Origin of the sequence: Streptomyces sp. NPDC004539, assembly GCF_040610055.1 — a bacterium.
GTDB lineage: Bacteria > Actinomycetota > Actinomycetes > Streptomycetales > Streptomycetaceae > Streptomyces.
This window is the reverse complement of record NZ_JBEXLS010000007.1, coordinates 176,294-202,295: the sequence shown is the minus strand read 5'-3', so window position 1 is coordinate 202,295 and position 26,002 is coordinate 176,294. Positions and strand designations below refer to the sequence as shown.

General features: G+C 71.2%; 19 protein-coding genes and 1 pseudogene. 16 read left to right on the top strand and 4 right to left on the bottom strand.

Annotated elements, in window-relative coordinates:
• The first annotated feature begins 63 nt into the window (after positions 1 to 63).
• Positions 64 to 1,587: an aldehyde dehydrogenase family protein gene (locus tag ABZX85_RS17265; protein ID WP_355868491.1), complete on the top strand. Its 1,524-nt coding sequence runs from the start codon at positions 64 to 66 to the stop codon at positions 1,585 to 1,587.
• A 135-nt stretch (positions 1,588 to 1,722) separates the two neighbouring features.
• Here ABZX85_RS17265 and ABZX85_RS17260 read toward each other — a convergent pair whose 3' ends face one another.
• Positions 1,723 to 2,106 (bottom strand): hypothetical protein, encoded by a 384-nt coding sequence (locus ABZX85_RS17260; RefSeq protein WP_355868488.1) that lies wholly within the window; start codon positions 2,104 to 2,106, stop codon positions 1,723 to 1,725.
• 36 nt (positions 2,107 to 2,142) lie between these two features.
• On the opposite strand from ABZX85_RS17260, the gene ABZX85_RS17255 reads away from it, so the two are divergent.
• Entirely contained in the window at positions 2,143 to 2,910 is a 768-nt protein-coding gene (locus ABZX85_RS17255) for a transposase (protein WP_355868485.1), read from the top strand.
• 235 nt (positions 2,911 to 3,145) lie between these two features.
• On the opposite strand, the gene ABZX85_RS17250 is transcribed toward ABZX85_RS17255, so the two are convergent.
• Positions 3,146 to 3,964 carry a hypothetical protein gene (locus ABZX85_RS17250; protein WP_355868482.1) on the bottom strand — a complete coding sequence of 273 codons (819 nt, stop codon included), beginning with the start codon at positions 3,962 to 3,964 and terminating at the stop codon, positions 3,146 to 3,148.
• An 836-nt stretch (positions 3,965 to 4,800) separates the two neighbouring features.
• Between ABZX85_RS17250 and ABZX85_RS17245 the strand changes: the two genes are divergently transcribed.
• The 3 genes and pseudogenes from ABZX85_RS17245 to ABZX85_RS17235 all read left to right on the top strand — a co-directional run.
• Positions 4,801 to 5,619: a NucA/NucB deoxyribonuclease domain-containing protein gene (locus ABZX85_RS17245; RefSeq protein ID WP_355868479.1), complete on the top strand. Its 819-nt coding sequence runs from the start codon at positions 4,801 to 4,803 to the stop codon at positions 5,617 to 5,619.
• Between the two features lie 128 nt (positions 5,620 to 5,747).
• Positions 5,748 to 6,341 carry a hypothetical protein gene (locus tag ABZX85_RS17240; RefSeq protein ID WP_355868476.1) on the top strand — a complete coding sequence of 198 codons (594 nt, stop codon included), beginning with the start codon at positions 5,748 to 5,750 and terminating at the stop codon, positions 6,339 to 6,341.
• 256 nt (positions 6,342 to 6,597) lie between these two features.
• Positions 6,598 to 7,185, top strand: a pseudogene (locus ABZX85_RS17235) (DNA polymerase III subunit alpha); the annotation flags it as partial.
• Positions 7,186 to 7,578: 393 nt separating this feature from the next.
• On the opposite strand, the gene ABZX85_RS17230 reads toward ABZX85_RS17235, so the two are convergent.
• Both ABZX85_RS17230 and ABZX85_RS17225 read right to left on the bottom strand, forming a co-directional pair.
• Positions 7,579 to 10,335, bottom strand: coding sequence for an AAA family ATPase (locus tag ABZX85_RS17230; RefSeq protein ID WP_355868473.1), 2,757 nt, complete (start codon positions 10,333 to 10,335; stop codon positions 7,579 to 7,581).
• Between the two features lie 251 nt (positions 10,336 to 10,586).
• Positions 10,587 to 13,469 carry a BTAD domain-containing putative transcriptional regulator gene (locus tag ABZX85_RS17225; RefSeq protein WP_355868470.1) on the bottom strand — a complete coding sequence of 961 codons (2,883 nt, stop codon included), beginning with the start codon at positions 13,467 to 13,469 and terminating at the stop codon, positions 10,587 to 10,589.
• 387 nt (positions 13,470 to 13,856) lie between these two features.
• Between ABZX85_RS17225 and ABZX85_RS17220 the strand changes: the two genes are divergently transcribed.
• The 11 genes from ABZX85_RS17220 (at position 13,857) to ABZX85_RS17170 (ending at position 25,975) form a co-directional block, all read left to right on the top strand.
• Positions 13,857 to 16,745 carry a BTAD domain-containing putative transcriptional regulator gene (locus ABZX85_RS17220; RefSeq protein WP_355868467.1) on the top strand — a complete coding sequence of 963 codons (2,889 nt, stop codon included), beginning with the start codon at positions 13,857 to 13,859 and terminating at the stop codon, positions 16,743 to 16,745.
• A 123-nt stretch (positions 16,746 to 16,868) separates the two neighbouring features.
• A complete protein-coding gene (locus ABZX85_RS17215) occupies positions 16,869 to 17,933 on the top strand; it encodes an MBL fold metallo-hydrolase (RefSeq protein WP_355868464.1) in 1,065 nt (354 codons plus the stop codon).
• A 93-nt stretch (positions 17,934 to 18,026) separates the two neighbouring features.
• Positions 18,027 to 18,836, top strand: coding sequence for an alpha/beta hydrolase (locus ABZX85_RS17210; protein ID WP_355868461.1), 810 nt, complete (start codon positions 18,027 to 18,029; stop codon positions 18,834 to 18,836).
• 29 nt (positions 18,837 to 18,865) lie between these two features.
• Positions 18,866 to 19,891, top strand: coding sequence for an alpha/beta hydrolase (locus tag ABZX85_RS17205; protein WP_355868458.1), 1,026 nt, complete (start codon positions 18,866 to 18,868; stop codon positions 19,889 to 19,891).
• Positions 19,888 to 20,706, top strand: coding sequence for an alpha/beta hydrolase (locus ABZX85_RS17200; RefSeq protein ID WP_355868455.1), 819 nt, complete (start codon positions 19,888 to 19,890; stop codon positions 20,704 to 20,706). The genes ABZX85_RS17205 and ABZX85_RS17200 overlap by 4 nt, the downstream gene beginning before the upstream one ends.
• 33 nt (positions 20,707 to 20,739) lie before the next feature.
• Positions 20,740 to 21,573 (top strand): alpha/beta hydrolase, encoded by an 834-nt coding sequence (locus tag ABZX85_RS17195; protein WP_355868452.1) that lies wholly within the window; start codon positions 20,740 to 20,742, stop codon positions 21,571 to 21,573.
• Positions 21,574 to 21,800: 227 nt separating this feature from the next.
• The gene (locus ABZX85_RS17190; protein WP_355868449.1) at positions 21,801 to 21,923 is read left to right on the top strand and encodes a hypothetical protein; all 123 of its coding nucleotides are present in this window, start codon (positions 21,801 to 21,803) and stop codon (positions 21,921 to 21,923) included.
• Between the two features lie 90 nt (positions 21,924 to 22,013).
• Positions 22,014 to 22,922: a helix-turn-helix transcriptional regulator gene (locus ABZX85_RS17185; protein WP_355868446.1), complete on the top strand. Its 909-nt coding sequence runs from the start codon at positions 22,014 to 22,016 to the stop codon at positions 22,920 to 22,922.
• Positions 22,923 to 22,958: 36 nt separating this feature from the next.
• A complete protein-coding gene (locus tag ABZX85_RS17180; protein WP_355868443.1) occupies positions 22,959 to 23,837 on the top strand; it encodes an arginase family protein in 879 nt (292 codons plus the stop codon).
• A 262-nt stretch (positions 23,838 to 24,099) separates the two neighbouring features.
• Complete coding sequence (ribA, locus tag ABZX85_RS17175) at positions 24,100 to 24,786, top strand: GTP cyclohydrolase II (RefSeq protein ID WP_355868440.1); 687 nt, start codon at positions 24,100 to 24,102, stop codon at positions 24,784 to 24,786.
• Between the two features lie 67 nt (positions 24,787 to 24,853).
• The gene (locus ABZX85_RS17170; protein WP_355868437.1) at positions 24,854 to 25,975 is read left to right on the top strand and encodes a glycosyltransferase; all 1,122 of its coding nucleotides are present in this window, start codon (positions 24,854 to 24,856) and stop codon (positions 25,973 to 25,975) included.
• Positions 25,976 to 26,002: the final 27 nt, after the last annotated feature.

Below are 26,002 nucleotides of genomic sequence, written 5' to 3'. Positions count from 1 at the left end.
CCCGGTGCGTACGGTCCGAGGGAGCTGTCCAACGGCGGGCAGCGCTGGTGAGGGAGGCATGGGATGACTCGTTACGCCGCGCCCGGGTCGGAGGGGGCGCTCGTCTCCTACCAGGGGCGTTACGACCACTTCATCGGCGGGGAGTACGTGCCGCCGGCGCGCGGGCAGTACTTCGAGAACCCGAGCCCGGTGAACGGGCAGCCGTTCACCGAGGTGGCGCGGGGCACGGCGGAGGACGTGGAGAAGGCCCTGGACGCGGCGCACGCGGCGGCGCCCGGCTGGGGGCGGAAGTCGGCGACGGAGCGTTCGGACGTCCTGCTGAGGATCGCCGACCGGATGGAGGCGAACCTGGAGGCGCTGGCGGTCGCGGAGAGCTGGGAGAACGGCAAGCCGGTGCGCGAGACGCTGGCGGCGGACATCCCCCTCGCCATCGACCACTTCCGGTACTTCGCGGGGGCGGTGCGGGCGCAGGAGGGTTCGCTCAGCGAGGTCGACGAGGACACGGTCGCGTACCACTTCCACGAGCCGCTCGGGGTGGTCGCGCAGATCATCCCGTGGAACTTCCCGATCCTGATGGCGACGTGGAAGCTCGCGCCGGCGCTGGCTGCGGGCAACACGGTCGTGATCAAGCCGGCCGAGCAGACCCCCGTCTCGATCCACTACTGGATGTCCCTGATAGCCGACCTGCTGCCGCCGGGGGTCGTGAACATCGTCAACGGCTTCGGTCTGGAGGCGGGCAAGCCGCTCGCGTCGAGCCCGCGCGTCGCGAAGGTCGCGTTCACCGGGGAGACCGCGACCGGGCGGCTGATCATGCAGTACGCGGCGGAGAACCTGAAGCCGGTGACGCTGGAGCTGGGCGGGAAGTCGCCGAACATCTTCTTCGACGACGTCTGGGACAAGGACGACGACCTGCGCGACAAGGCCCTCGAAGGGTTCACGATGTTCGCGCTGAACCAGGGCGAGGTGTGCACGTGCCCCTCCCGGGGGCTGATCCAGCGCGGCAACTACCCCGACTTCCTCGCCGCGGCCGTCGCCCGCACCGAGCTGATCAAACCGGGGCACCCGCTCGACACCGAGACGATGATCGGCGCGCAGGCGTCCAGCGAGCAGCTCTCCAAGATCCTCTCGTACATCGAGATCGGCCAGAAGGAGGGCGCGAAGATCCTCACGGGTGGTGAACGCGCCGAGTACGACGGCGAGTTGAAGGGCGGGTACTACGTCCGTCCGACCATCTTCGAGGGCGACAACCGCATGCGTGTCTTCCAGGAGGAGATCTTCGGGCCCGTCGTCTCCGTCGCCGGTTTCGACGACTTCGACGACGCCATCAAGATCGCCAACGACACGGCGTACGGCCTCGGGGCCGGTGTCTGGACCCGTGACGTCAACACGGCGTACCGGGCGGGCCGCGCGATCCAGGCTGGCCGCGTCTGGACCAACTGCTACCACGCGTACCCGGCGCACGCGGCGTTCGGCGGGTACAAGCAGTCGGGGATCGGGCGGGAGACGCACAAGATGATGCTGGAGCACTACCAGCAGACCAAGAACCTCCTCGTGTCGTACTCGCCGAAGAAGCTGGGCTTCTTCTAGAGGCACGCGAAAGGGTGCCTGACCAGGCATTTCTCCTGGTCAGGCACCCTCTGACTTCGTCATTCACGCAGCTAAAGGTTGTCCCAATAACCGCGGGCCGTCCCTTCAACAACGGGCCAAGCCGCGCTCCTGGGGCTAGCCGAAGATGAGCTCGACGTCCTTGTCCACGCAGATCCACAGGACAGTGCCCAGCTGACTGACGTCTTCGATGAGCCGTCGGTGGACAGGATCGCCGTCGTCAGGCTGACGTTGGTCGAGAATTGCTGTCAGCCGGGGCAACATCGACGCGCATTGTGCAGGCGTGAGGTCGGGGCCATCGTCGTCTGGATGGTTGAGTAGTGGCACCAGCGTGGTGGAGACGCTGGACCATTGGCGGTCTCCGCCGAAGCCGTCCATTTCGGCGAGCGTAAACCCCTCGGCCTGGGCCAACCACTTCCTGAACAGGCTGAAGCCGGTGTAGGACCAGGAGACGTCTGGGCTCGCCACGTCGTCGTCACCTGGGAAGAGCATCAGTCCCATCTCGTCCCCTTACTTGCTCGGTGCCCAGATCTCTGGATGGCTGGTGTGATCACGGCGGCGGAGCCGTCCTGGACAACCCCGTTCACGGGACTGAGCCCGCGCACCTTGGGCAAGTTGGTGACCCAGCTGCAGAGAGAGGGAGCCGACCCTCCGAGTCGCGGGCGCCCGTGGAGGCTGTCACTGGCAGACCGTGTGCTGCTGGTGACCGCTTACTGGCGGACCAACGTGACGTTACGGCAACTGGCGCCGCTGTTCGGTGTGTCGAAGTCCGCGGCCAGTCGCATCATCGACCGCCTTGGCCCGAAGCTCGCGCTCACGCCACGCAGGCGGTTCGCGAAGGACGCAGTGCTGATCGTGGACGGCGCCCTTGTACCGACCCGCGACCGCAGCATTGCCGAGCAGTCCAAGAACTATCGCTGCTCCACCGCCCACCAGGTCGTCATCGACACCGACACCAGGGCGGTCGTGATAGTCGACCGGCCTGTGCCCGGCAACCGTCATGACTCCCGTGGCTGGGAGGAATCCGGCGCCAAGGACGCCGTCGGCCGCACCACAACCATCGCTGGCGGCGGCTACCAGGGCACCGGACTCGTCATTCCGCACCGCCGAGCCAGAGGCAAGGAACTCCCGGCCTGGAAGGAGGCACACAACCGCGCGCACATACGGGTTCGGGCACGCGTCGAGCACACCTTCGCCCGCATGAAGGGCTGGAAGATCCTCCGTGACTGCCGCCTGAAGGGCGACGGCGTCCACTACGCCATGCTCGGCATCGCCCGCCTGTACAACCTCGTCCTCACCGGATGACCGGGCCCCGGCCGCCCGCCCCTACGACCCTCAAGATCGCTTACGGGACAACCTTGAGTACTCCAGTGGGACTTCATGTCCTGAGCTGGTGGTTGTCGTTGTCCTGGTATGGATGAAAGCTGAAGCGGGCGGCCGGGCTCGGCACTGGGCGTCCACAGACGTGGCCGAACGCGTCGGCAATGCTCCGCATGAGCGTCAACCGCTGACATCCCGACCGGTTCCGCGCCACCTGGGATCAGGGTCGTGTGCAGGTCACTCGGGCGAACAGAGTGAGCGGCTGGCTGCCGTTGTTGGTGGCGCGCACGGTCCATCCGGTGGCCGTGGGGTACGACTCGTTGAACTGCACGGCGGGGTTGCCGAGGCCGCCGCCCCCGGTCGGCACCTCACCGGCAGGGCAGTCGATGTGAGCGGTTCCCGTGGCGCCCTGGGTCAGCTGTGTGCCGCCGCTGGCCCGCGCGCTGTGGGGGGTGTCGGTACACACCACCTGAGCGGGGAGCTGCTGCTCGAACGCGGAGTGGTTGAACGCCTGTACGACCCATTCGCTGGCGCCGATGTCGGACGACTGGCTCATATACATCCGGCTCGCGCCTTGGGTGCCGCCGATGTTTCCGCCGCCGGTGGTCACCATGCCGGCGGGACAGAACGCGCGGGCGAGCCCCGACTGCCCGGCCGGCACACGCACGGTGGGGATGCTCGATCGGCGTGTGTGACGCTGCGTGGTGCAGATCGCCACGGGCGTGACCGTCTGCGGGCTGTTGGACTCGTTGTAGACGTCGGCCTCCCAGCCCGCCGAGGACCAAGAGGCGGCGATGAAGACTCCGGTGCCGGTGGTCCGGACACCCCCTCCGGAACTCTGCTCGGGTGACTGACAGGGGACGTTGACGTTGGTCCCCGAATGGGGGGCCACGGTCTGGGGGCGCCCTACGTTGATCGTGTGGGGGGTCTGCACCCGCACGGGAGCCGGGTCGGCGTCGGCCGTGGCGGCCCCGGTGCACAGGGCGGCGGCACAGAGGGTTCCGACAGTGGCGAGCACGGCCAGGCGGAGGTGTTTCATGGGGACTCCAGGGGATTGACGGGAGGGAGAACGTCAAGACCGACATACCCAACGAACACCAAATGGCACATATATTCACCAATGTGGGTGATTGCGGTATTGAGTACGCCTCGCCAGTTTCCCGGCGTTCGCGAGCACCTGCGCACTTGGGGCAGCAGCGGAGAGGGCCGGCCGGAACATCGAGCTACCGATGTTCCGGCCGGCCCTCTCCGTATGGTCTGTTAGCCGCCTGACCCGCCACCACCAGGCCGTTGAACAGCAGAAATACAGAAGTCCGGCTGGAGTACCAGCCCGACGAGACGTCCTTCGACCGGCGGTGCGGACTCACCACCGACGCTGACGCCCTGGCCGGCTCGCTCAGCACTCCCGCACGCGATCGCGACCGCAGGTCACGCCCCTGTCGTCCAGCCGGTGAAACGGCCGATCCGGCAGGGACTGCCGCCTCACCGCAACGCCTGCCGGACACGGCAGGCGTGAGTGCCGAGCGAGTCCTGGTGCGAGAGGTGGGAATCGGACATTCCCGTGGGGCTATTCGGCCTTTTGGTAAAAATGATCACATTATGGTGTGGCGTTGGCCATAGCTTCGTCGCGCTGTCGTCATGACGGGTGCGCAGGGTGCCTGGACGATGCGACGGCTAGGGGGAAACACCTTGTTGTCGGGGAAAATACGCACCGCTGTGATCGCGGCCGCGGTGCTTGCCGTTGCGGGGACATGTACGGGTGCGGCTCAAGCCGGACCGGGGCGGAGCGAACTGAGGGTGACTCAGAGCCCGGCGGTCGCGGCTGTCAGTTCCGGTGCCACCTGTAGAGTCAACGCGGTTGTCTACAACCGGAGCGTGGCGTGCCTGACCTCCCAGGCGAGAGTCCAGGTGCTGCGCAACGGAGCCGAGATCGGGCGGGCCACGTTCACGATCAGTCATGAGATGACGCTCAACAAGAAGACGCTGAAGTGGTCGGAGACCACACGCGTCAGCAAAGCGGTGATCGTCAAAAGCGGCGGCGGTATCCGTATGGGGATGTCAGTCTCCTGCGGCAACCCGTGCAAAGCGACCAACCGTGTCACCCCGCACACGCTGGGTGCGGCCTTCTCGGGCACGGTCGACTACAGCGACGGGGTCAAGAAGAACAAGACCCACAACAGCGCAGCCAAGTACACCTTCACATTCACCAAGCCGGGCTACACCCTGGGAGGTTTCTCGTACTCCTCGCTGGGCTTCCGCTGCGACGACTCCTTCTGGAACGCGGCCAACACCCGCCGTATCCTCAGCCCGGGCTGTGTCTTTCCGAAGTACCAGCCCACCCTGACGAGCATGAGCACTCTGCCGAACATCGCCAAGAACATCCGCAACATCCAGGGCAAGGGCGGTCACTACGGAAAGCCTGGCTCCGGACACCCGCTGCACCGCCTCACCGACGATGCGAAGGCCAACGCGAACCGCCGGGCCGTCTGCGGGCGCGTGACGCCTGTCCCCGGTAAGTCGTGCGACGAGTATCCGTTCGCCAGAACCTATGAAGGAGGCACGGCGCTGCCGAAGGCGAGCCGCGGCATCGCCATGGTCCCGGCCACGGAACAGAACCAACAGGGCGGCCTGCTCATCGGCTTCTACAAACAGGAGCGAGTCATGGACAAGGATGGCTTCTGGGTCGCGGTCTGAGGCGACGCGCGAGATCCGTGCTGTGGTTCGGGCGTGTGGACCACAGCACGGTGTCCGGAGTTCAGGATCGGAGAACGATGACCGTTCAGAGGCCAGGCCGAGTCCAGGTTTCGCACCATCAGTACGTCATGTTCGACACGGATGCCGAGGAACCGGGCACCGGTGAAAGAGCCGAAGGCAACGGCCTCGTCCGCGTCAACGGCGAGTCGACCTACGCCCGCGTCCTGACCGGCACCTCCTACGGCGATGTCGGTCTCGTGTTCGCTGTAGCTGCCGCTGAGCCGCCGCTGGACTGCGAGGGCTGGGACGAGGTCGTGGAGGTCAGCCTGTACTTTCCGGCCGAGGGCCCTCTGGTCGGCGACCCCCTCTCCAGCGATCTGGACGAAGTGCCCCTCCACGGAGATCCGGGCGAACACCAGTGGTGGAGATTCCGAATCCATGCCCGTGGCCGGGACGCCGCAGCCGAAGTCGGCGATGTCCACGCCGATGAGGGTGACGCCGTCGTGGAAGAGCACCTCGTCCAGATCTGGGCGGCTCCCTGGAAGGAGGAAACCCGGCACCGGCTCACCGACCAGGTCGGCCACCGAGACCGCACGCCCGGCGCCGACGAGCACGCCGAGACAGACACCGCGGAAGCCGGCCATACGGTGCCTCCGGTCCCGGACCGTCACCTGCACCTCGCCCCGCAGCACACGCAGCTTCAGGCTGGTGCACCGGACTGAGTCCCCGGCTTTGCATCAGGTGGGGGAAGTGCTGCTCGGCGATCCACTGGTCAAGGAGTTCCGTGACCGACTCCGGACAACGGTCCGCGAGGAGCCGGGGCGGACGCGGAGCCGGCGGCGGAGGTGATCGATCCGCAGTCGGTCGAGACGGACGCCGCCGTCGGCTCCGACAACCGCGGGTCTGACGGCGGCAAGCTGGTCAGCAGACGACACGTCGTGGTGGACGTGCTCGGAGCTCCGCCCACAGGCGCGCCAGAAGATCGAACTGGTGCCCGATGACGTGTACGGGGTACGGCTGGCGCTCGGCGACGTCCACGGCATGAGCGACGACGAGGCCGAACGGATCACCGCGGGACGGCCGTACGCCGCTCTCGACGACTTCGTCACCCGCGCCCGCCCCTCCCGCCCCGTCGCCGAACGCCTCGTCCAGGTCGGCGCCCTGGACCGGTTCGGCGACAACCGCCGCGACCTGCTCCTGCACCTCACCGAACTCCACCGGCGCGGGCGCGACGCGGCCCCGGGGCAGCTGACGCTCACCGACGACGGCCGCGCGGCCCCGCTGCGGCTGCCCGACATGGACGACGCCGAACGGCTCGCCGCCGAACTCGGCACCCTCGGACTCGACGCCTCCCGCCACCTCATGACCGACCACCGCGAACTCCTGGAGGAACTCGGCGTCGTCCCCGCCGTCCGCCTCAAGGACCTGCCGCACGGCCAGGCCGTCCTCGTCGCCGGAGCGAAGAGCGCCGTCCAGACCCCGCCGATCCGCTCCGGGAAACGCGTCGTCTTCGCCACCCTCGACGACCCCAGCGGCGTCGTCGACCGCGCGTTCTTCGAGGACAGCCGCCAGGAACGGTCGTAAAGCGAAAGTCATCCAGCACGACACATCGACCTGACGTCCGACCATGAACACGTCTCTCAGCCGGCAGCGTCCCGTGCTGCATGGAGGAAGGGCGACACCGCCCTTCCAAGATCCGGACCGTACGCGGGCCAACACAGCATCCTGCACGTCAGTTCTTACCGCTTCTGCTGGTCAGAGCGCTGTCGAGCTTGTACCACCAGCTGACCAAGAACCTCCTCGTCTCGTACTCGCCGAAGAAGCTGGGCTTCTTCTAGGCAGGCACGAAGGGCGTCCCTCCAGGGGAGACTCCCGGTCGGGCGCCCTTCGGGCCCGTCGTTCGCACGGCGAGGCGGGAAGCCGGCTCGCCTCCGCTTCGCCCCGTTCGGCGGTTCACGGTCATTCGTCGGAGTCGGTGTCGCTCAGCTTGTGTGCGATCTGCTTGCGTGAAGTGATGCCGAGCTTGCGGAAGACGCGGCTGAGGTGGAACTCGACGGTGGAGGTGGTGACGAACAGCCGGGTGGCGATCTCCGCGTTGGTCGCTCCCGACGCGGCGAGCAGGGCGACATGGCGTTCCTGCGGGGTGAGGTCGCACTGGGTGTCGACGGTGCGTTTGCGCGCGGTCTCCCCCGTGGCCAGCAGCTCGGCCCTGGCCCGCTCGGCGAAGGGCGCGGCTCCCCAGGACTCGAAGGACTCGTACGCGGCCCGCAGCTGGACCCGGGCGTCGGCGCGGCGCCTGCGACGGCGGAGCCACTCGCCCAGGAGAAGGCGCGACCACGCCAGCTCCACGGCCACCGGGACCTTCTCGAACTGCGAGATCGACTCCTGGTACAGCAGCTCGGCCCCGGCACCGTCGGTCATCAGAGCCTGGCAGCGGGCGAGCAGCCCCAACGCCCACGGGGTGCCGGCCAGCGGAGCGCGCTCCTCCAGGCGCTCCATGGCCATGGCGGCGGCCCTGCGGTCACCGGCCCGCAGCCCGGCCTCGACCATGCCGGCGAGGTTGACGTCGCCGAGGACCAGCGAGTCGTGGTCGAACACCGCGAGCAGGGCGTCGAGCGCCTCCCGGTACCGTCCACGGCCGATCTCGAAGATGCTCAGGGCCTGGCCGGTCCACCGGACGAGCCCCAGGTCCTCGGACATGGCGCGCATCGTCGCGACCGAGGCCCGTAACTCCGCCTCCCGACCGGTCCAGGCGTACAGCAGGACCTTGTGGAAGTCTCCGGACGCGCCGTGCCCGGTCGCGACCAGGTAGTCGTCCGCCTCGTTGTAGCAGCTCTCGGCGGCGGCGAACCGGCCGTCCCAGATCTCCACGGTGGCGAGGGCGACCAGGGCGAAACTGAGCCCGTAGAGGGCCCCTCGATCACGGTTCGCCGTCACCAGCTTCCCGAGGATCTCCCGCTTGGCCTCGATGTCCCACAGCTCGTCGCCCGCGAGACTGACCATGGCGCTGAACGTGTTCCGGTCCCGGAGTTCGCCGGCGGTGCGCAGCCGGGCCAGAGCCGCGGCGAGGGCGGGGGCGCCCGCGGCGTAGCCGTACGCGATCGAGCGTGCCATCGCCGCCATCAGCGGATCGTGGCTCCAGGCCGGCGACGCCGTCTCGCGCCAGCCGTCGGCGGTGGCCTTGGCGACCTCGCGGACGGTGGTCCCCGCGATCGTCCGGCCGCCGACGATCGCCGCGTACGTCGCCTCGCGCAGCAGCTCCCAGCTCGCCGCGGGATCGGTGGCGCCGAGGTCGGCCACCGCGTCGAGCAGCATCGCGGGCACCTCGCGGGGGCGGGCGCACACCATCTCGACGGACGCCCGCAGCCGTATCGCGTGGGCCCGGGCGGTCGGCCCGGTCAGGTCCGGGGTGGCGAGTTCGAGGAGCGTGCGGACCGCAGGCAGGTTGCCGGAGGCGAGGTGTGCCGCCGCCGCTTCGAGATAGCGCTCGGCCCGCCTGCCCGGATGCGCGGTCAGCTCCGCCGCCCGGGTGAGGACCAGGGCCTGTTCGGAGTGTCCGCCGCGCGTCTGGGCCAGTTCGGAGGCGGCTTCGAGCTGTGCGGCCACGCTGTCGTCCGGACCGTCGGTCGCCTCGGCCAGATGCCAGGCCCGGCGCTCGGGGGCGCTCGTGGCGGCCAGGGCCGCCTGGACACCGCGTCGCTCCTGCGGGGACGCCGCCGAGTGGACCGCCGACCGGATCAGCGGGTGGCGGAACTCGGCGACGGTACCGCGGTTCAGTATCCCCGCGGCGATCGCGGGCGCGGCCGACCGGACGGACAGCCCGAGGGCGCCGGCGGCGCGCCACAGCGCCGCCTGGTCGTCCGTCGGTGTCGTGGCCATGAGCAGCAGCAGGGTCTGGGTGTCGGCGGGCAGCAGGGCCGCCGTCCGCCGGAAGTGTTCTTCCAACTGCCGGTTCACCGGGAGCGGTTCGGGCAGCGGGGTGATTCCGGCCAGCTGTTCCGGGCCCAGGTTCACCGCCAGTTCCAGGAGCGCGAGCGGGTTGCCTCCGGTGCCGGCCACGAGCCGCTCGGCGACCGCCTGGTCCAGGTGCCCGGTCACGCCGTCGGCCAGCAGGGCCCGGGCCTCCCCTTCCGCGAGCCCCTCCAGCCGGAGCGCGGGCAGGGCGCCGAAGACGTCGTGGCCGCCGGCCCCGTCCCGCCCGGCGAACAGCAGCCCGAGGCAGTCCGCGTACAGGCGCCGGCCCACGAACGCGAGCATCTCCGCCGACTCGCGGTCCAGCCACTGCACGTCGTCGACCAGGCAGAGCATCGGCGCCGCCGTGGCCGCGGCGGAGAGCAGCGTCAGCGCGGCCAGTCCCACCAGATGACGGTCGTAGGGCGAGGCGTCGGTCAGCCCGAACGCGGCGTTGAGGGCGTCGCGCTGACGCTGCGGCAGCGCCGGCAGCCGGCCTAGGTGAGGCCGCAGGAGCCGGTGCAGGGCGCCGTAGCCCAGCCGTGTCTCGGCCTCCACGCCGACCAGCCTGACGACGGTCAGGTCCGCGGCCGACTCGGCGGCGTACTCCAGCAGCCGGGACTTGCCGACTCCCGCGTCGCCGCTGAGCACCAGGGCTCCGCCGAAGCCGTCACGGACCGATGCGAGCAGCCTTCCGATCGCCGCGCACTCCGCGTGCCGGCCGACCATCGGCGGCGCCGCACGGTGAACCCCGGACCACACCATGAGATCTCCTTGTCGGGACGGCAGGAAGAGCGGTGCCACGGCCTCCCGGCCACTGGCGCCGCGGCCTCCCGGCCATCGGTGCCGCAGACTCCCCGCCACCGGTGCCGCGGCCTCCCGGCAGTCGGTGCCGCGGCCTCCCGGCTGTCCATCGACGGTAGGCGGGTCGGCGTGCGCAAAGCGTGCCGAGAAGGTGAACGCCCCGCCGGGCGGGCGTTCACCTCCGCCACGGCGTGAACCGGCCGCGCGTCGGGTCAAGTCCCGTCGGGGCGCCGGAGCTTGGCGCGTACGTCCTCGGCGTCGGGGTGCGCGATGGTCTCCAGGACCGTCAGTGCCTGCCGCCAGGCGTCCGCCGCCCGCTCGGGGGAGCCGTCGGCCTGCCACGCGTCACCGATGTGGACGAGCGTGTCCGCTTCCAGGTAGTCGTCGTGGATCTCGCGGTAGGCGGTCAGCGCGTGTCCGTAGCAGGTGAGGGCCTCCTGGTACCGGGCGAGGTGGTGGTGGGCGTAGCCGAGGCTGTCCCAGGCGGCGGCCTCCCCGTTGCGGTCGCCGAGCCGCTGGTTCATGGTGATCGCCCGTCGGCAGTCGGCCAGGGCCTCCTCGTACGCGCCGAGCAGGATGCGGGTCCAGCCGACCTCGTTGCAGATGCCCGCCTGTCCGCTGAGATGACCGGCCGCCTCGTACAGCGCGTGCGCCTCGCGGTAGTGGTCGAGCGCCTCGTGGTGCCGGCCCCGGCGGTTGGCCTGGAAGGCGAGGTAGCGGTGGACGCGCCCCTGGCCGGGCCGGTCACCGGCCGCGGCGAACAGTTCCAGCGCGGTGGCCAGGTGTTCGCGTGCCTCGGCGGGGCGCTCCAGACGCCCGTTCACGAAGCCCAGGGCCCGGTGCGCGTGAGCGCGTCCCGAGAGGTCGCCCAGCTCCTCGGCGGCGTCCAACGCCACGGCCTGGACGACCAGTTGGTCCTGCCACCGGCCATGCCGGTCGAGGAAGAGCTCCAGTGTCGCGGCGAGCTGCCAGCAGTGGCCGCCCAGACCGGACCGGGCCGCGTCCTGCACGGCCGCGAGGAGGACCGGACGCTCGGTGTTCAGCCAGCTCGCGGCCTTCTCCTGGCTGTCGAACACCACCGGACCGGCTCCGGCGGCGGCCTCCGGTGGCAGGGTCAGACGTTCCCGGTGGGGTGCGAGCAGGCTGTCGGCCCGGTGGGCGGTGTGCAGGAGGTGGTCGAACAGCCGGCGGCGTGCGGCGTCCCGCTCCTCGGCGGTGTCGTGCGATTCGGTCAGCTCGGCGGCGTAGATCCGCAGGAGTTCGTGGGCGCCGAAGCGGCCCGGGGAGTGCGGGGTGAGCAGATGCGCGCCGACCAGTTCGGTGAGCAGCGGGCGTACGTCCCTGAGCGGCAGGCCCAGCAGAGCCGCCGCGGTCGCGGTGGACGTCTCGGGGCCGGGGTGGAGCGCGAGGAGGCGGAACGCTCTCGCCGCACCCGCCGTGAGAGCGTCGTAGGACCACGAGAACGCCGTACGGGGGTCGGTGGCGGGACCACCGCCGGTGAAGCCGGTGAGGCTGCCGCGGGTCTCCCGCAGGTTCTCGGCGATGGACGCGAGGCTCCACTCCGGTCGGGCCGAGGCGCTGGCACCGACGACGGCCAGTGCCAGCGGCAGGGAGCCGCAGAGTGCGACGATCTCGTCGGCGGCGGCCGGTTCCGCGGCGACCCGCTCCGTGCCGAGCCGCCTCGCGAGGAACTCCCTGGACTCCGCGGCCGTCAGGAGGCCGAGCGGGAGGGGGTGGGCGCCGTCCGCGACGACCAGGCCGTGCAGGTGGCTGCGGCTCGTGACGACGATCAGGCAGCCGGCGGAGCCCGGCAGGAGCGGGCGGACCTGCTGCGTGTCGCGCGCGTTGTCCAGCAGCACCAGGACCCGGTGGCCGGCCAGCAGGCTCCGGTAGAGGGCGGTCTGCGCGTCGAGGCCGGCCGGTATGCGGTGCGCGGGGACGCCCAGGGCGTCGAGGAAGCCGCGGATCACCTCCGCGGGGTTCGCGACCGAACCCGACGGGTCGAATCCGCGCAGGTCGGCGTATAACTGGCCGTCGGGGAAGCGGTGGGCGATCTGGTGGGCCCAGTGCACCGCCAGGCTGGTCTTGCCGACGCCCGCCATGCCGCCGATCGCGCTGATCACCACGGCGTTCGGCGGATCGTCCGACGGGGCCAGGAGGGCGTGCACCCGGTCCAGTTCGGCGCGGCGGCCGGTGAACATGACCAGGTCGGGCGGGAGTTGCGCGGGACGGACCCACCTCACGCCGACGGGGGTTTCCGGTACGCCGCCGTACGCCGGCCGGGGTGCGCTGTCACCGGCACCGGCACCGGACCCCGGCCGGCCCGGCGGTGTGGAGGCGGCGCCGCGCGGCAACCGCTGTTCGGCGGCCAGGAGTTCCGGTCCCGGGTCCAGCCCCAGCTCGTCGACGAGTCGCGTACGGACGTCCCGGTAGGCGTGCCACGCCTCGGCCCGGTGGCCGGTCGCCACGAGCGCCGTGACGAGGCGCGCGTGGAGCACCTCGTCCAAGGGGTGGGCGGCGGCCGTCCGCCTGAGGACCGGCAGCAGCTGCCCGGTGAGCGCCGGTCCGGCTTCGAGGGCCGCCACGGCGGCTTCCTTCACCGCGGCCGGATACTCCCGGTCCACCGCCGCGAAGACGGGGTGCGCGCGCACCTGTGGCGCGATCCCCGACGCCGTGGGACCGCGCCACAGGGCGAGCGCCTCCAGCAGCGACACGGCGGCTCGGGCGGGATCGCCCAGCTCCCGGGCCGCACCCGCCTCGTCGCGCAGGGCACGGAACCGCTGGAGGTCCAGCTCCCCCGCGCCGAGTATCAGGCGGTAGCCCCCGGAGCCGCGTACGAGCCGGCTCGACGTGCTCCGCCCGGACGGCTCCGTGTCCAGCACCCCTCGCAGAGCGCCCACATGACGGCTCAGCACATTGACGGAGCTGACCGGCGCCTTCTCGCCCCACAGCACATCGACCATCTCGTGGACGGGAACGGGCTCCCCCGCCCGCGTCAGGAGCAGGGCCAGCAGGGCACGCCGCTGGGCCGGCCCCGGAGTCAGTTCCGTCTCGCCCCGCCACACTCCGACGGGCCCCAACACCGTGAAACGCACAGCTCGGAGTCTATGCCGCCGGCCGTGCGCACCGGCCGACGTCCGTCGTTCCCGGTCTCGGCCGCTCCCCGCCCCGCAGCCCTGTCGCCGCACGCGCGCGGCCGACCGAACTCGGCCCCGTACGACCGGTCTTCGCCCGGCGGTCCGGGGTACTGTGAGCTGGGGGAAGGTCCCTGACGGCACGGCCGGGACGCGCATCGGCCGGGGCCTCGGGACGGGGAGGTTCATGACCATGGTGCTCGACGCGTTCGGCAGGGCGACGGCAGGTACGGGCACCGGCTCGCGCCCCGCCGGTCGTCGTGTCCGGTGCGCCGCCCGGTGAAGGGTCCGTCGGCCGGGCACCCGACCGGTCCTTCCGACGGTCCGCAGGAGACGCCGCGTTTCGCCGTGCTCGGTCCGGTACGCGCCTGGCGGGCCGGCGCCGAGCTGAGCCTGGGGCCCCCGCAGCAGCAGGCGTTCGCCGCCCTGCTGCTGGCGAACGCCGGCCGGCCCGTCGGCGTCGCGGAAGTCGTCGACATGCTGTGGGGGCCGGACGCGCCGCCGAGCGCCGTCAACGTCGTACGCCGCTATGTGGGGGCGCTGCGCCGGGTGCTGGAGCCGAGGCTGCCCCGGATGGCGACCGGGAGTTGGCTGCTGCGGGAGGGCGGCGGATACCGGCTGGACGTCGACGTCACCTCACTCGACCTGCTGCGCTTCCGCGATCTGCGGACCCGGGCGCGTGCGGCCGACCAGGCGGACGACGGCACGCACGCCCTGGAGCTGTACGCGCAGGCGCTGGCGCTGTGGCGCGGTCACGCGGCGGCCGGGACACCGGACCGGGCTCGCGGCCACCCGGTGTTCGCGGGGCTCGACGGCGAGCGGCTGGCCACGGTCAAGGAGGCCGCCGACACGGCCCTGCGCCGCGACCGGGCCGAGCAGGTGCTGGCCCAGTTACAGGGCCTGGCGGACGACCATCCCCTCGACGAGCCGCTGCACAGCCGGCTGATCCGGGCGCTGTCGCTGACGGGCCAGCAGGCCCAGGCGTTGGAGACCTACCGGAAGATCCGGGTGCTGCTGGCCGGGGAACTGGGCGTCGAGCCGTCCTCCGAGCTGCTGGCCGCGCACCGCGAAGTGCTGACCGCGCGGACCCTCCCGGCACCCTTCGCGGCCTCGGACGGCGAGGGCTCACCCGGCCGGGCCACTGCTCCCGGCACAGCTCATGACGACCTGCTCGTCCCGCTGCCCCGGCCCGCCCAACTCCCGGCCGCCTACGAACACTTCACCGGCCGCGAGGCCGAGATCGCCCACCTGACGCGCCGCCTCCCGGCCGCCCCGGGCCCCGGCGGACCCGGGACCACCATGGTGATCAACGCGATCGGCGGCATGGCCGGAGTGGGCAAGACCACCTTGGCCGTCCAGCTGGCCCATCGGGTGGCGGACCGGTTCCCGGACGGCCAGCTCTACGTCAACCTGCGGGGCTTCGATCTGCACGGCGCGGCCATGGACCCGGCGGAATCCGTGCGCGGCTTCCTCGAAGCCCTGGGGGTCAGCCGCACGCAGATGCCCGACAGCCCCGAGGCCCAGGCGGCTCTGTACCGAAGCCTCCTCGCGGACCGGCGCGTCCTGGTCCTGCTGGACAACGCGCGCGACGCCGACCAGGTACGTCCGCTGCTGCCCGGCGCCGCCGGCTGCCTGGTCCTGATCACCAGCCGCAATCAGCTGACGAGCCTGGTGGTGTCCGGCGGCGCACACCCCCTCACCCTGGACCTCCTGTCCCCGGAAGACGCCAGGCGGTCGCTCGTACGACGGCTCGGGGCCGACCGGGTGGCCGCCGAACCCGCCGCCGTCGACACGATCGTCTCCCTCTGCGGCGGGCTGCCGCTGGCGCTGTCGATCATCACGGCCCGCGCCCTGATGAACCCGACGTTCTCGCTGTCCGGCGTCGCGGCGGAGCTCGTGGAGGCGAACGGGAGCCTCGACGCGTTCGACGGCTTCGACGCGACGACGGACGTACGGACCGTGTTCGGCTGGTCGTACCGCACGCTGACCGGTGAGGCGGCCCGGCTCTTCCGGCTGCTGTCCCTGCATCCCGGGCCGGACATCGGGACACACGCCGCCGCCGCGCTCGCGGACCGCCCGGCCGGCCGGGTCCGTTCCCTGCTGGGCGAACTGACGCGTACGCACCTCCTCACCGAGGAGGCCCCGGGCCGGTACCGCTTCCATGACCTCCTGCGCGCGTACGCGAACGAACTCGCCCGTGCCGAGGGCGGTGCGGGAGACAGCGAGGAGGAACGGCGCGACGCGCTGTGCCGCATGTTCGACCACTATCTCCTCACCGCGTACGCCAGCGCCCCTCTCCTCGATCCGGCGGGTGTCTTCCCTTCGCCGGCCCCGTCACCGGGGACGACGGGGACCCCGGTGGTCCTGCGGGACGCCGAGTCCGCCCTCAGCTGGTTCAGCACGGAGCGGCTCGTCCTGCTGGAGGTGGCGCGGCAGGCGGTGGACGACGGGTTCGGCGGCCACACGTGGCGGCTGGCGCGGCTGCTGGACCCGGTGCACGAACGGTTCGGGCACTGGCACGACTGGGCGGACCTCCAGCGCGTCGCCCTCGTCGCGGCCCAGCGGCTCGCCGACCCCGTCGGTGTCGCGCACGCCCACGGCGGTCTCGGACGCGCCTGCTCACTGCTGCGCCGCTACCCCGAGGCCGAGGACCACCTGCGCCACGCCCTGTCCCTGTTCGAGGCCCTGGGCGACGACCTCAGCCAGGCACACACCCGGCGCGCCCTCGGCTGGGTGATGACCCGCACCGAGAGGCACGGCGAAGCGATCCGGCAGACCCGGCACGCCCTGGACCTCTACCGCATCGCGGGCCATCTGAGTGGGCAGGCGGACGCGATGAACGCGATCGCCTGGTACGAGGCGGTGCTCGGCGACTACGACGAGGCCATGGCCGACGCCGTGGGTTCGCTCGCCCTGTACCGGCGGATGAGCGACCGGGGCGGCCCGAACGAGGCCAACGCCTGGGACACCCTCGCCTACGCCCATCACCGGCTGGGCAACTTCGGGCGGGCGCGCACCTGTTACCTGCGGGCCATCGGCATGCTGCGCAGGAACGGCGACCGTTACAACGAGGCGGGCAGTCTCACCCGGCTCGGCGACACCCACGCGGCGACCGGCGACGACGAGGCCGCTCGCGCGGTGTGGGCGCGGGCGGGGGAGATCCTCACGGAGATCGATCCCCCGTGGGCGGCCGAGGTGCGGGCGAAGCTGCGGACATCGGCCGCCGTGGCCGAGTGACCGACGGTCTCTCTCCTGAGGTGGGCGCGTCCCACTGGGGTGGGTCCCCGGTGCGAACGCCGTTCACGCGGTGCTGTCCTGACGTGGCCGTCGATCCCCGAACCGAAAGGCGACCCGACTCCCATGTCTCCCGAACCCCTGCCTGCGACCGGCCGCCGCGGATTCCTCAGAGGCGCCGCCGCCGCGACCCTCGGTGTGGGCGCGCTCGCCGGGCCCGCCCACGCCGTCGAGGGCGGCGGCCTGCCCGACTTCGCCCCGATCCCGGCCGCCTCGACCGGCCCCAGGATGAACCCGGACGGCTACCACGTCGGCCGGATCGCCGGAAACCTGTACTGGGTCACCGACTCCTACTACCAGTCCATGTTCCTGACGACCACGCGGGGCGTCGTCCTCGTCGACGCCCCGCCGACCATCGGGCACAACCTGCTGCGCGCGATCGGCGAGGTCACCCGGGTCAACGGCCGGCCGGACAAGGTGACCCACCTGGTCTACTCGCACTCGCACGCCGACCACACGGGCGCCGCCGGCCTGTTCGGAACCGACGTCGTCCGGATCTCGCACGCCGCGACGGCCGCCCTGCTGGCCCGCGCGGCGGACCCCAACCGCCCGCTGCCGACGGTCACGTTCCGCGACAAGTACCAGCTCAGGGTGGGTGGCGAAACCCTGCACCTGGCGTACCACGGGCCCAACCACTCCCCGGACAACATCTACGTCTACGCGCCCGAGTACGCCACCCTGATGCTGGTCGACGTCCTGTACCCGGGCTGGGTGCCGTTCAAGAACCTCGCGGTGTCGCAGGACATCCCCGCGTGGATCAAGGCCCAGAGCATCGCGATGGACTATCCGTGGCGGACGTTCGTCGGCGGCCATCTCGGGCGGCTCGGGGTCCGCGCGGACGGCGCCCTCCAGATCCGGTACATGGACGACCCGGAGGCCAGTACCCGCTCCGCGATCGCGGCCGTCGACCCGAACCCGTTCTTCGCGAAGTACGGCGCGCAGGGGAACTCGTGGGCGATCTTCAAGACCTTCCTCGACGCGGTCGCGGACGCGGCGGCGGCTCCCGTGGCCGCGCAGTACACCGGCGTCCTCGCCGCCGCCGACGTCTTCACGAAGGACAACGCCTGGACGCTGCTGGAGTCCCTGCGGATCGACGCGGGGGTCCTCGGGCCGTTCGGCGTCCGCCCCTGAACCACTGGGGTGTCACCCCGGTGCGAGTGCGCCGGGGTCCGCGGTTCCGTGTGGGTACGCCGGTCGGCGCATCCGTACGAGAAGGGCCCCACCATGACCGCTCCGCTTCCCGTGGTCTTCGTCCACGGTCTCTGGCTGCACGGCACCTCGTGGCAGCCGTGGACGGACCTGTTCCGCGACGAGGGATACGACCCGTCCGCGCCCGGGTGGCCCGGCGACCCGGACACCGTCGAGGAGGCACGCCAGAACCCGGAGAGCATCGCCGGGCACGGCATCGACGACGTCGTCGAGCACTACGCGGCACTGATCGCGGAGCTGCCGGCGCGGCCCGTCGTGATCGGTCACTCCTTCGGCGGGATGATCGCGCAGAAGCTGCTCGGCCAGGACCGCACCGCCGCCGCGGTCGCCATCGACGCCGCGCAGATCAAGGGCGTTCTGCCGCTGCCGCTGTCCGCGCTGCGGGCGACGTTCCCGGTCTTCAAGAACCCGGCCAACAAGCACCGGTCGGTCTCGCTGACCGCGGAGCAGTTCCGGTTCGCGTTCGGCAACGCCATCTCGGCGGAGGAGTCCACGGCCCTGTACGAGCGGTGGACCATCCCCGCGCCGGGCAAGCCGCTGTACGAGGCCGCCGCCGCCAACTTCGACCCGCACTCGCCGGCGAAGGTCGACACGCGCAACAGCGGTCGCGGTCCGCTCCTGCTGATCTCCGGCGGCAAGGACCACACGGTGCCCGAGGCCGTCACCCGGGCCACCCTCAAGCAGTACCGGCACTCCGAGGCCGTCACCGACATCACCGACTTCCCCGACCGCGGGCACTCCCTGACGATCGACTCCGGCTGGCGCGAGGTCGCGGACACCGTCCTGGCCTGGCTGCGGCAGCAGGGTCTGGACCCCCGTCGATGAGCTCCCGCCCCCACTCCCCGGAGAGATCCGTGAGATTCCGCCTGCTCCGCTCCCCCCGCCTGCCCAGTTCCCCCCGCCCACCCCGCTCCCGCCGTCTGACGGCCGCCGCCTTCGCCCTCGCCGTCGTCCTCGGATCGGTCACCGTCACGGCCGCGGCCTCCGGCGAACCGGCGCGGCCGGTCGGTGAGCAGATGCCCGCCGGCTTCAGCGAACACAAGACCCGGGTCGCCGGAACCGGCATCAACTACGTGATCGGCGGCCACGGCCCGACCCTGGTCCTGATCCACGGCTACCCCCAGACCTGGTACGAGTGGCGCGGCATCATGCCCGCGCTCGCCGAGCACTACACCGTCATCGCACCCGACCTGCCCGGCGCGGGGAAGAGCGACGCCCCGGCGTCCGGCTACGACAAGAAGACCATGGCCGCCAAGCTGCACGCGCTCCTGCTGTCGCTCGGCAAGGACGAGGACGTGAACGTCGTCGGTCACGACATCGGCACGATGGTCGCCTACTCCTACGCCGCGCAGTACCCGCGCAGTGTCCGGAGACTCGTCCTCAGCGAGGCCCCGCTCCCCGACCCCGGCATCTACGAGTTCCCCTCGCTGACGGCCCAGGGCCCCGGGGCGTGGCACTTCGGCTTCTTCTCCCTGCGGACCGGACTCCCCGAGAGCCTGATCCAGGGCCGCGAACTGACCTGGGCCACCGGCTTCATGCGGGGCATCGCCGTCCACAAGGACGCCCTGACCCCCGAGGACCTCCAGGTCTTCGCCTCCTACCTGCGCGACCCCGCACGCCTGGAGGCGAGCCTCGCCTGGTTCCGGACCCTCCCGCAGGACATCGCCGACAACGCCCGGTTCCAGAGGAAGCCCCTGACCATGCCGGTCCTCGCGATCGGCGCCGACGGCAGCCTCGGCAAGTCGGTCGCCGAGCAGGTACGCCGCTACGCCACCCACGTCACCCCGGCCGTCGTCCCCGACTCCGGCCACTGGATCTACGAGGAGCACCCGAAAGAGACGACCGGCCTGCTGCTGGACTTCCTGGGAGGCCGGCGATGACGACAGGACGCCGCAGGAGACCGATGTTCTCGGCGATGGTGCTCGCGACACTGCTCGCGGTCCCGGCGCTGTCCGCCGCCACGCCCGCCGGCCCGGCGTCCGCCGCACCGAGCGCGCCCAGGCCGACCGTGGTCCTGGTCCACGGCGCGTTCGCCGACTCGTCGAGCTGGGACGCGGTGATGTCGCGGCTCGAACGCCAGGGGTATCCCGTGATCGGCGTGGCGAACCCGCTGCGCGGCCTGGCCGCGGACTCGGCCTACGTGTCCAGCGTCCTGGACACCCTTCCAGGGCCGGTGATCCTGGTCGGCCACTCCTACGGCGGCGCCGTCATCACCGACGCCGCGGTGGGCCACCCGAACGTCAAGGCCCTCGTGTACATCGCCGCGTTCGCCCCCGACCAGGGCGAGTCGGGCCTCGCGATCCTCGGGCAGTACCCCGGCAGCCGGCTCCCGCCGTCGCTGACGGTCCGGCCGTTCCCGGGCGGGCAGGACGCCTACGTCGACCCCGCCGATTTCCGGCAGGTCTTCGCCGCCGACGTACCGGCGGGCAAGGCCCGGCTGATGGCGGCGGGACAACGGCCGGTGGCGCTGGCCGCGTTCGCGGAACCCAGTGGCGCGCCCGCCTGGAAGACCGTTCCCTCCTGGTTCCTGGTCGCGGGTGCGGACCGCGCCATCCCGCCGGCCGCCGAGCAGGCCATGGCGCGCCGTGCGGGTTCCCACACCGTGGTGGTCCGCGGCGCCTCGCACGCGGTCCTCGTCTCGCGTCCCGGCACCACCGCGCACGTCATCGAGACCGCGGCCCGCGCCACTTCCTGACCCGGCCTCACCCACCCACGAAGGGAAACCGACATGCCGTACATCACCGTCGGCCAGGAGAACTCCACCGACATCGAGCTGTACTACGAGGACCACGGGAGCGGGCGGCCCGTCGTGCTGATCCACGGCTACCCGCTGGACGGCCACTCCTGGGAGAAGCAGCTCCCGGCCCTGCTCGACGCGGGCCACCGGGTCATCACCTACGACCGGCGCGGCTTCGGCCGGTCGTCGCAGCCGACCACGGGCTACGACTACGACAGCTTCGCCGCCGATCTCGACGCGCTGCTGTCCGAGCTGGACCTCACCGACGCGGTGCTCGTCGGGTTCTCCATGGGCACCGGGGAAGTCGGCCGCTACCTGGGCACATACGGCTCGCAGCGCGTCGCCAAAGCCGCCTTCCTGGCCTCCCTCGAACCCTTTCTCCTCAAGACGGACGACAACCCGGACGGCGTCGACCGGTCCGTCTTCGACGGCATCCTGGAGGCGGTCACGAAGGACCGCTACGCCTACTTCACCGGTTTCTACGAGGCGTTCTACAACCTCGACGAGACGCTCGGCGTCAGGATCAGCGAGGAGGCGGTGCGGGCCAGTTGGAACGTGGCGGCGGGGGCGTCGGCGTACGCGTCGGTGGCCTGCGTGCCGACCTGGATCACCGACTTCCGCGCGGACGTCGCCAAGATCGACGTACCGGCGCTGATCCTGCACGGCACCGCCGACCGGATTCTGCCGGTCGACTCCACCGGACGCCCCTTCCACGCGCTGCTGCCCTCGGCCGAGTACGTCGAGATCGAGGGCGCCCCGCACGGTCTGCTGTGGACACACGCCGAGGAGGTCAACGCCGCTCTGCTGGCCTTCCTGAGCAAGTGATCCACACACCGGGGTCCGCCCGCCCGGGAGTTCCCCGGGCGGGCACCCTGGTGTCGTCGTGAGGACGGGGAACGCCCCCGGACCGGCGGCGCGTGTGACGGCTCGTCCAGTGAGGGAACTTCTCGACCGGGAGCTCATGCGCTCACTGGTCGCCCCCGGCGCCCCGATCGACCGGGCGGGCTTCGCCGATCTGTACGCGGCCACCGGGACGGGATTCCGGGAAGCGGGTGGCATGGGACGAGGTCGCGGTGCTGCGCTTCGACGACGTGGGCAGGGTCAGGGACATGTGGTTCATGTGCCAGGAGCTGGGGCTCGCCGAGCAACTCGGGTACTCGCTGCGGCTGGGCTGAGGGAAGGGGGCCCGCCGGCTCTCCCAGCCTGGCCCCGACTGGGCCACCCTCCCGCGCGCCTCCGTGTCCCGCGAGGGAGATCCTGGAGGCATGGGTAGCGATCACACCACCGCGTTGGGGGACTTCCTGCGGTCGCGGCGCGGACGGCTGGGGCCGGCGGAGGCCGGGCTGGAGGCGGGGACGGGGACGCGGCGGGTGCCGGGGCTGCGGCGGGAGGAGGTCGCGCTGCTCGCGGGGGTGAGCCCCGACTACTACACCCGGCTGGAGCAGAACAGGCATCCGCAGGTGTCCGCCGCCGTGCTCGACGCGATCGCCCGGGCACTGCGGCTGGACGAGGTGGAGCGCGAGTACCTGCACGGGCTGGTCCGCACGAACAACATCGGCTCGGGCGGAAGAGGCCGGCCGGGCGCGGTGCCTCGGGTCCGGTCCGCCGTCCATCAGATGCTGGACGTGCTGGGCGAGACCTCGCCCGTCCTGGTCGTCAACCATCGCCGGGACGTCCTGTCCGCCAACCGGCTCGCCCGCGCCCTGCTCACCGACTTCGACGCACGGCCGTACCGCGAACGGAATCTGGCCCGGTTCGTCCTGCTCGATCCGGCCGCCCGGGAGCTGTACGGCGACTGGGAGGAGGTCGCGCGGACCTTCGTGGCCGTCCTGCGGCTGGCCTCCGGCACCCGCCCCGAGGACCGGCTGCTGAACGAGCTGGTCGGTGAACTGTGCGTCAAGGTGCCGGAGTTCAGCGGGTGGTGGGACACGCATCGGGTGCGCCAGTGCGCGTACGGCGAACAGCGCGTGCGGCATCCCGTCGTCGGTGATCTGACCCTGCGCCACGAGACCCTCGTCCTGCCGTCCGACCCCGGCCAGGAACTCTGCCTCTACACCGCCGAACCCGGCAGCGCCTCCGCCGAGTCCCTGCGGCTGCTGGCCGACTGGACGGCTCCCGGGGCCGGCGCATCCAGCGGTCCCGTCGAACCGGCTGAACGCACGAAGCCCGCCTAGCCCGCCGGCTCTGCCGACCTCGTTGAAAGGCCCCCTATGAGCCCCGCCCACCTCCGTCTCCTCTGGCCCGACTGGCAGGGCGCCGGCGCCGACGTGGTCGGTCAGCTCGCCCCCGAGTTCCCGCTCGACGTGGCCCGCCGCGCCTACACCGTCGGCACCGCCGTCCTGACGGCCGTGATGCCACCGCACGACGGTCCCGTGGCCGCCGTACCCGTCCCCCTAGAGGACCCCGCCGAGCCGGACCGCGACGGTGTCGAGTCGAAGACCGCGGTGACGCGGCAGCTCGCCGACGCCCTGCGGATCATCGGTGAGCACGACCCGGACCGGATCACGACGTTCGGCGGCACCTGTGCGGTGAGTGTCGCCCCGTTCGCCTCCCTCGCCGCCCGGTACGGAAACGACCTCGCCGTCGTATGGATCGACTCGCATCCCGATGTCGACACCGGGGGGACGGAGTACAACGGCTACCACGCGATGGCCGTCTCGATGATCACCGGGCGCGGTGACGCGGAGCTGTCGGCGCTGCTGCCGGGGACGGTGGCGCCGGAGCGGGTGGCCCTGGTCGGGCTGCACGACTGGGTCGAGGACGCCTACCGGCATGTCGGGGAGTGGGGGCTGACCGCCTTCGGGCCGGACGAGCTGCGGGAGTCCGGCCGGCCGCTGCTGGACTGGCTCGCGGGGACGGGCTGTTCGCGGGTCGCGATCCACTTCGACGTCGACACCGTCGACGCGCGGGAGGGGGTGCTCGGCCTCGGGAAGGTGCCGGGCGGGCTCACCGGGGCCGAGGTCCGGCGGATCGCCGGGGAGTTGGCGGGGGCGGCCGACGTGGTGGGGACGACCGTCGCCGAGTTCTTTCCCCGGGACGTCGTCCATGTCCAGCAGGTGCTGCGCGGATTCCCGCTCATCGGCGGGTGATGTGTCCCGGACCTTCGCCGGACGGTCCGTTCGATGATCCGTCGAACAAGCCAACCGGAATCCGCGACACCCGCACGCGCCGAAGATCACCAGGGAAGAAAGGGCAGTTCGCCTGGTGATTCGACTATTCACGCCGAGCCGTCCGACAGCGCCGCACGGGATGTAAACCGGCCAGGCCGATCAAGCAATAGTTGACACCCTCAACAGCGCCCCTGTTATCGTTCCACTAAATCGGTTCAGTGGACGGAGAGGGTGTCTTTCCATGCCTTTGACGAGAGGGAATCGCCTAGCTCGGACCGCCGATAAGGAGAATGACGAAGGGGTCGCCGTACGCACTCGGGTGGAGGTTCCCGTGCATATCGGCGACGGATTGTGGCGGACCGCGGAAATGGTGAGTTTCAGCGGCCTCGCCGACGGGCTGGAGCACATAGCGGTCGTCTTCTCCGACGGCTCCTCGGCCGTTTCCGCGCCCGCACACCTGCCCGCACCCCTCGTACGCGTGCATTCGGAGTGCCTCACCGGCGACGTCTTCGGCTCGGCGCGGTGCGACTGCGGGCCGCAGCTCGGGGAGGCCGTGGAGCGGTTCGCCGGCTCCGGGGGCATCCTCCTGTACCTGCGGCAGGAGGGCCGCGGCATCGGGCTGTACAACAAGCTCGACGCGTATCAGGTGCAGGACGACAAGGGGCTCGACACGTTCGCGGCCAACCGTGCGCTGGAATTCGAGGACGATCTCCGGGAATACCGTCCCGCCGCACAGATGCTGCGCGCCCTGGATGTTTCCCGGGTACGCCTTCTCACCAACAATCCCGACAAGGTGCGGCAGCTTGAGGCGCAGGGGATCGAGATCGAGGGAATACAGGCCACCCAGGTCTTCCGGACGGAACGCAATACACAGTATCTGCGAGTGAAAGCGGAAATCGGCGGGCACACCATAAATCTCGTCGGGTGACTCTCGGGAAATCCCGTCAGGAAATGCTCACGCCCCTGACACCCCGGGGCCGAAGGAGAGGACTCCCGTGACCGGCTTCCTGATTCCCACCGCCGAACGGCAGGCTGACCAAGACACTCCCCGCCCCGGCGCGGACCCCACCCCCGCCGACATCGTCATCGTCGTCCCGATGTACCGGGAGTCACCGCAGACCTGCGCCCGTTCGGCATCCGGCATGCTGCGCCTGGCCCACCCCCGCGAGCGGATCACCGTCCTGTGGCTCGTCCCCGAGGGCGACGAACTCAGCCTGGGCCCCGCACGCGCCGCGTTCGCGCGGCTGGCCACGGCCGGGTTCGACCCGAGGTCCCAGGTGCGGACCGTGCCGGACATGCGCCCCAAGGGCCGCGCGCTCAACCACGTGCTGCCCGACCTGAACGGCCACGACATCGTCCTGTTCCTCGACGCGGACGTCATGCCGGGCCCCACGCAGCTCACCGACGTGGTGCGGGCGTTCGACGAGGGCGCCGACCTCGTCGAGGCGTTCGAGTTCCACGAGGCGCGCACCTGGGTGGGCCGGGCGATCGCCGCGGAGAACGCCGCCCACATCGCGTCGATGATGTTCCTCCAGCAGCGCCTCGGCACCCCGTTCCTCCAGGGCAGCTCCGTCTACGTCAGCACCGCGTTCCTCGCGAAGACCGGCGGCTTCATCGACGACGAGGCCGAGGAGTGCTTCGTGTGGTCGATGTTCGCCGGCCGGCATGATCCGCAGGTCCGTTTTCTCGCCAACTTCTCCTACGGGGCGCCGATCGACGAACTGACGACCGCGCTGCGCCAGCGGGTGCGCTGGCTGCGCGGGCAGCTCGCCGCCCTCAAGCATCTGCCGTCCCCCCGGCTCACCCCGGCCGGCCGCCTGGCGCTGGCCGCCACGGGGGCCAGCATCGTGGCCCAACTGACCCTGCCGCCCGCCCTGTTGCTGGCCCGGCGGGGCAGCCGTACCCGGCGGATCGCGCTCGCCGCGCTCGCCCTGGAGGCCGTCCGGATCGCGCGCACGGCCGCCTCACCGCAGTGGCGTCACCTGGGTATAAAGGACGGCTGGTGGACGCTCCTGGCGTTCGAACTGGTCCAGGGCGTCGCCGGGTGGCGGGCGGTGTTCGAGCTGGCCACCGACGACAAGGTGTGGCACAGCGTGCGCGGCGACGGGCACGTGTGACCGGAACTCGACAGAACAGGCAGGTAC